Genomic DNA, 6699 nt, shown 5'->3' with positions numbered 1-6699 from the left:
GGAGAATGCAGCCTTGATTAGAGAAGCATTGCCACAGGATGCCGCCGCGATTGAAGCTTTGTACCGTATTCTGCTTCCAGATCAACAGGATGTCCATGTATCTCCCTTAAGAATCAGTCAGATTGCGGGCAATCCGGACAGTTTTCTGTACGTGTATGATATGGCGGTTGAGATTGCTGGTACATTGCACCTTCATCTATGCATGGATGCGTTAAGTGGTGATTCTCCCATAGCCGTAATTGAACGCGTAGTTACAGCCCCGCTGCTGCGGGGAAAGGGCTATGGGACCGAACTGATGCGGTATGCGGAAGAAACAGCTGCATCCAGAGGTGCGCTCAAGATCATGCTCTCGAGCAACGCCAAAAGGGTGGAGGCTCACCGGTTCTACACCCAGCTCGGTTATGACGGAAATGGGAGCCGGCTGTTTAAGAAATACATGAATGAGTAGTTTAAGAGGATTGGGGGACTGGCGATGATCGTAACACTGCGGAAGCTCGTTCCAGAGGATGCTGCCGGACTGTTAAGTCTGCAGCATGCTCTGGATGAGGAGTCTTCATTTATGCTGCTGGAGCCGGATGAACGTCAGACCGGACTGCAGCAGGTCAAAGAAATGATTGAGAACTTTACTGCATCGGAAACTTCGATATTGATCGGAGCAGAGGTGAATGGGGGGCTGGCCGGATACTTATCGGTCAGGGGCGGCAGCGTAAGGCGGAATAAACACAGTGCCTATATTGTTATTGGTATCCTGAAGGAGTATCAAGGCATGGGGATCGGCAGCGGATTATTTCTGGAGATGGAAGCTTGGGCCCGCACTGCGGCTATTGTACGCCTTGAGCTTACTGTCATGACCCATAATGAGCGGGGCATCGCGCTGTATAAGAAATACGGATTTGAGATTGAAGGCATCAAAAAGAAATCATTGTTCATCGGCGGAGAATGGGTGGACGAGTATTATATGAGCAAGATTATTGCTTAACTGGAATTTCTGCCGGTATTTCTGTTAGAATTGACGGGAGAAATTCCATTTAACCGTTAATCGGATTCGTTAGAATATGGGTAAAACCAAAGGCGCTCCTTTACAGGAGCGCCTTTGGTTTATATAAGAGTTTATATGATTCACTCTATTAATTATCCTTCTAATTTACAATGAGCCTGATTATTCTTGATGCTGTGACAAATCTGCCGTATTTTTTTGACCGATATGCACCTCAACCTTGCGGATACGGTTCTTATTCATTTCACGCACCGTAAGGGTAACATGCTCATGTTCAATGCTTTTGCCGATCGCAGGCTCGTCCAGGTGGCTGTACAGCCAGCCCCCGATAGTCGTTACCTCGTCATCATGTAAATCAATGCCGGTCTTCTGCTTAATCTCCAGCAGTGAAACATTGCCGTCGAACAGGTAATGTGATTCGCTCAGCTTCTCCACATTTTTTCTCTCGTCTCCGTCGAACTCGTCACGGATCTCGCCGACAATCTCTTCCAGAATATCTTCAATGGTAATCAGACCTGACGTGCCGCCGTATTCATCCAGCAGCAGGGCAATGTGCACACGCTCCAGCTGCATGCGGGTCAGCAGGGTCTTGACCGGTGTAACCTCGGATACGGTCAGCAGCGGTAATATTAGTTTTTTGAAATCGAAATCAGGATCATTGTCATATTGTAAATACAGCTGCTTGGTGTTGATCATGCCGATAATATTGTCTTTACTGCCATCCGCAACCGGGAAACGGGTGTATTGTTCCTTGCGGATGATGTCAAAATTCTCCTTCAACGAGTGGTTGGAGAACAGGCAGATCATATCGGTCCGTGGCACCATAATTTCCTTCGCCAGCATTTCGTCAAAATTAAAGATCCGGTTCACGTAACCGTATTCTGCTTTGTTAATCTTTCCGTTCTCATAGCTCTCGGAGAGGATCAGACGAATTTCTTCCTCGGAATGCGCATCACCATGCTCACTTGCCGGTTTCATCCCGAACAGACGGACAAGCATATTGGCGGAGCCGTTCATTATCCAAATCAAAGGGTAAAGAATTTTGTAGAACCAAATAATCAGCGGTGAGGTAAATTGACCAATTTTTTCCGGAATGTTTATAGCTGCAGTCTTCGGAGCAAGCTCACCCACAACAACATGCAGGAAGGTGGCAATGATGAAGGCTAGTGCGAACGCAATAGGCTCACTGACGCTGTGGCTGATATTCGCCATATCGAACAGTGGCAGCAGCAGCTGCTCAAAGGCAGGTTCAGCAAGCGCCCCGATTCCGAGTGCAGTGATTGTAATCCCCAGCTGACAGGCGGACAGGTAACCATCCAGGTTAGCGGCCACCCGCTGCACAGCAAGTGCATTCTTCTTGCCGTCAAGGACCATCTGGCTCACCTGGCTGCCTCTAAGCCGTACCACTGCAAATTCCGTAGCTACAAAAAAAGCGGTTAAGATAATCAAAATAGCCACCAACGTCAAACTAAGTCCTATACCCATAAAATCTTTACCATCCCTCTCGTCTTTAAAATAGGTTATACTCAAATTATGAGTTCATATGAACTTATTGTACGAACTTTTAAGTGAAAAATCAAATGGTGGAGGGGAGCCATTTATGGAAGCTTTTACTTTGAGCCGCAAAGAAATGTCGGTTTTGCTGCTGTCCCTTACCGGAAATGGTGAACGGAAGCCGCTGCGTATCTTGCAGGAAGCATGGACGAAATTCCATCAGGAAGAGGTGCAAAAGGGATTATCTCTGTCTGCCTTTTTATCTACGGATATCCCGCCAATTCTGCAGAAAATAATAAAAGGCACCAGAGTCAGAGGCCTTTCACTTGCAGATATCGCCGCTCTGGGACATCTGATAGAGTATTCCACATTATCTGTTACCACTATGCAGAACTGGGTGAAACGCGATTTCAAAGAATATTTAGGATCACCGCGGGAAGGGAAGAAATATTCTGTGAATCAGGCCGCGCTTCTCTTTATAATAGACGATCTCAAAGCAGTGCTTGATTTCGAGAGCATCCGCCAGCTATTCCGCATCCTGTTCCTGAAGCCCGAACGTGATGATGATGATCTGGTTGAACCAGCGGAGCTGTACTACGGCTATGCCGAGCTGTTCGAGGACCTCAAGACAAGTCCGGCTCTGCAGGCGCAGGGGATCGCTGAGCGGAGTGCCTATAAGGAATATTCATGGAAAACGGACAGAACCATCAGTGGATTTTTGGAGAAAAGACTGGACAGGCTTACACATCTCACACGGTCGCAAAGGGATGCTGTACAGAACATGCTGATGATTGCGGCGATTTCCGTACAGACCTGTTATTATCAGTCACTGGCTAGGCAATACTTTAATGCTGCGTTATTCCTTGATTTTTGATCATTGCAAAATTAAAATGTGTAGGAGTAACAAATCGTTCCAGGTTGAATAGTCGGAGTTAGAAAGAGGTGCTTGAGGATGAATCAAATGACGCTGCTGCGTGATCCGAAGAGGCGCAAGCTGCTGCTGAGCGCTGGTATAAGCTGGATGTTCGACGCCATGGATGTCGGGATGATCTCGTTTGTCGTTGCGGCGCTGGCCAAAGAATGGGGGCTGGGTCCGGAGAAGATTGGACTATTAACCAGTATAAATTCTCTAGGGATGGCAGCCGGTGCTGCGGCTGCAGGCATTCTGGCCGACCGTTTCGGCCGAAAATCAGTGCTGCTATGGACGCTGCTGATCTTCTCCCTGGCGAGCGGATTATCGGCATTTGCGGCAGGCTTTGCCATACTGTGTGTACTGCGGTTTATTGCCGGGTTCGGCCTGGGCGGAGAATTACCTGTTGCCTCAACGCTCGTATCCGAGAGCATGCCCGCCGCGGAAAGAGGACGGGCTGTCGTCCTGCTGGAGAGCTTTTGGGCGCTGGGCTGGATTGCTTCGGCCTTAATCGCCTATTTCGTCATTCCGGATTACGGCTGGCGTGTAGCTTTTGCCATAGGGGCCGTTCCGGCGCTATATGCTCTATATTTACGCCGTGCCATCGAGGATTCACCGCGGTTTGCGGAAATGAAGAAAAAAGCACCGGTACCGCTGGGTAAGCGGATTGCGGCCGTCTGGTCTCCAGAGTACCGCCGTTCGACGATTATGCTGTGGATTCTTTGGTTCACCGTGGTCTTCTCTTACTATGGAATGTTCCTGTGGCTGCCTACGGTGATGGTGCTGAAAGGATTCAGCCTCGTCAAGAGCTTCGAATATGTGCTCATCATGACGCTCGCTCAGCTGCCCGGTTATTTCACAGCCGCGTATTTCATAGAGAAGTTCGGGCGTAAGTTTGTGCTTGTTATTTATTTACTGCTGACTGCTGGAAGTGCTGCCTGGTTCGGTAATGCGACGACCGAAGGCATGCTCATGGCTGCCGGGATCTGCCTATCCTTTTTCAATCTCGGCGCATGGGGCGGTATGTATGCCTACACTCCTGAGCTGTATCCGACAGCAATCCGCTCCACAGGTGCTGGGCTGGCTACCTCCTTTGGCCGGATCGGCGGGATTCTGGCTCCGCTGCTGGTCGGTGTGCTCGTAGGGAAATCAGTCGGCATCAGCTCGATATTTATGCTATTTTTCGTAACGATTGTCATTGGTGCGCTTGCGGTGCTGCTGCTAGGGAAAGAGACCAAAGGGATCGAGCTCGAATAAGCTCACAATCTTGTCTATCTGCTACTTGATGTCATTCCGGCAACAGTGCTAATATGAATAGTGAATTGTACAAGAAGCTCGGATAATTCGCGAACAGAACGGTTCCTTCACACATGTGAACAGGACCGTTTTTTCATAAGAACTGGAAGAAATCGCGTCTGCTGTTAGTGAATTGGAGTGATGAAGATGACAAGTGAAAGGAACCAGCCGCATTTCACGGAACTGGTCTGGGAAAGCACGGAGCAGAACGTTCCGATCCCTCCGCGTAGTGAAGGGAAATCCGGGATACCCGTCGCTCCCGCCGCTAAACCCAAAAAAAGTTTAGAGGATGCGGTGCAGATTCAGCTTTGGGATATGGAAGAGAAGCCTGAGCCGGTGACGACAACAGAAAGCCAATTTGTTGCGCGTGCCAGAGAATTGGCCGGAGAAAAGGGGCCGGCGGCGCTCTTTGTCCCCTTTAAGAGCTATTGGCCGACCTACGGGCATATGACCGGAGCGCAGAGCAGGTGGTATTTCTTCTGGCGGGATGAGGTGAGGCAGGGCAGGTATCCGAAGACGGATCTTTCCTATATCTTCCTGCATGTGTATGAGCTGATCAACGGGGTGGGCTGGACAGATCCGCAGGACGGTTACTGTCAGCTGGGTTTGATATGGGAAGCGTACAGGGATCAGTACAAACGGCTGGATCAATATCTCGGCGGCTGGATGGCCGACTTTGCATTCGTCCGTAAGCTGGAGGTACCGCTGTCGGGCATCGTCGCCCGTTCACGCGGACTTGCCGGTGATCTGGCAGAGATTGAATTAATGCGCTGCCTGACAGCTGCCCCGGAGCAGCTGACCTTCGAAGTGTTAACGGTGATGTCTGACTATGATATCAGCAAATCCAAGTTCTATTTAGGTGAGGGTAAAGAAGCCGCAGAACGATACATCCCTCTGGTTGTGGCATTAATCGATAGCTATGTCGCCCGCAAGCACGGATCGAATCTGGTAGAGATGTTTCCGCCGGGGCCTGTGGTGATGAGAGAGCGGTATTTGTTCCGCAGTGCAGTATATGACATCTCACTCTATGGCTATTCAGTGCTTGTACCTGTTGTACGGATCAGCAAATCACCGCCGCTGCGCAGCCTGATCACCCGCCTGTTCCGTCTGACCGAGAATAAGCTGCGCGAGCTGATGGGCTATCGCGGACGGCTGAAGGATATCAAGGTCGATGCGGACATGGACGAGCTGATCGGCAAGTATCTGCAGCGGGAGTTCCGCAAAGCCGAGCAGGAAGCGAAGGGGCCGGCAGTTGTCATTGATCAGCGGAAGCTGGAGCAACTGCAGAACGATTCCGAGGTGGTCCGAACGCTGCTTACGGTGGAGGATAATGCTGAGCCGGAAATTACTGAACAGCACGCGATCATACCCGCGGAACAAGCTACTGTCGTAGAGCCGGATGAACCGGAGGCAGTGGCGGATGACATGGATACCGTGATCGCAAACACAGAAACCGGGGACCATCCGGAATGGGAGCAGTTTAATGCAGAGCTGACTCCACTGCAGCGTGAAGCGGTGCTAGCGCTGGCTGAGGAGGATGGGCTCCTCACGGTGAACAAATTAGCAGCTGCCGCAGGAACGATGCCGGAGCTGCTGTTTGATGAGATTAATGAGCGTGCAATGAATCTCCTTGGCGATTTACTGATCGACGGAGAGCAAGTGGCAGACGAATGGATACCTATGCTGCACTATTTAATGAGGTGAATTCCGGAATGAATGAATTGAAAATACCAAAACGCATGACAACGGCGCTGGTAAACTCGCTGACCGCAGGGGTGGTGCCGCGAATCGGGCTGGAGCATATTGCCGTCGGCCGCCGGCCGGAAGTGGAAGCCATACTCCGAGATATGGATAATATTGCCGAAGGAGGCGCCGCCTTTAAGCTGATCACCGGTAAATTCGGCAGCGGCAAAAGCTTTCTGCTGCAGATTATCCGCAACTATGCGATGGACCGGGACTTCGTGGTCGCTGATGCCGATCTTTCGCCGGAACGCCGGCTGGT

7 protein-coding genes are annotated in these 6699 nt (G+C 50.5%); 6 read left to right on the top strand and 1 reads right to left on the bottom strand.

Annotation, left to right across the window (positions count from 1 at the left end):
- Together AQR02_RS12455 and AQR02_RS12450 are read left to right on the top strand one after the other, a co-directional pair.
- On the top strand, positions 1-448 hold a 448-nt coding region (locus tag AQR02_RS12455), incomplete at its 5' end, for a GNAT family N-acetyltransferase (protein ID WP_245237362.1).
- A gap of 24 nt (positions 449-472) precedes the next feature.
- Positions 473-979, top strand: a complete 507-nt coding sequence (locus AQR02_RS12450; RefSeq protein ID WP_054940772.1) for a GNAT family N-acetyltransferase — start codon at positions 473-475, stop codon at positions 977-979.
- 180 nt (positions 980-1159) lie between these two features.
- Here AQR02_RS12450 and AQR02_RS12445 read toward each other — a convergent pair whose 3' ends face one another.
- Complete coding sequence (locus AQR02_RS12445; RefSeq protein WP_054940771.1) at positions 1160-2482, bottom strand: hemolysin family protein; 1323 nt, start codon at positions 2480-2482, stop codon at positions 1160-1162.
- 115 nt (positions 2483-2597) lie between these two features.
- Between AQR02_RS12445 and AQR02_RS12440 the strand changes: the two genes are divergently transcribed.
- The 4 genes from AQR02_RS12440 to AQR02_RS34145 form a co-directional block, all read left to right on the top strand.
- A complete protein-coding gene (locus tag AQR02_RS12440) occupies positions 2598-3365 on the top strand; it encodes a DUF1836 domain-containing protein (RefSeq protein WP_054940770.1) in 768 nt (255 codons plus the stop codon).
- A 78-nt stretch (positions 3366-3443) separates the two neighbouring features.
- Complete coding sequence (locus AQR02_RS12435) at positions 3444-4658, top strand: MFS transporter (protein WP_054940769.1); 1215 nt, start codon at positions 3444-3446, stop codon at positions 4656-4658.
- Positions 4659-4844: 186 nt separating this feature from the next.
- Complete coding sequence (locus tag AQR02_RS12430) at positions 4845-6401, top strand: TerB N-terminal domain-containing protein (RefSeq protein ID WP_054940768.1); 1557 nt, start codon at positions 4845-4847, stop codon at positions 6399-6401.
- 8 nt (positions 6402-6409) lie between these two features.
- A partial coding sequence (locus AQR02_RS34145) for a BREX system ATP-binding domain-containing protein (protein ID WP_245237608.1) occupies positions 6410-6699 on the top strand: 290 nt, incomplete at its 3' end.

The sequence above is a fragment of the Paenibacillus ihuae genome (assembly GCF_001368795.1).
Classification (GTDB): domain Bacteria; phylum Bacillota; class Bacilli; order Paenibacillales; family Paenibacillaceae; genus Paenibacillus_AQ; species Paenibacillus_AQ ihuae.
Note: the sequence above shows the minus strand (reverse complement) of the source record. Positions and strands in the feature narration are given on the sequence as shown.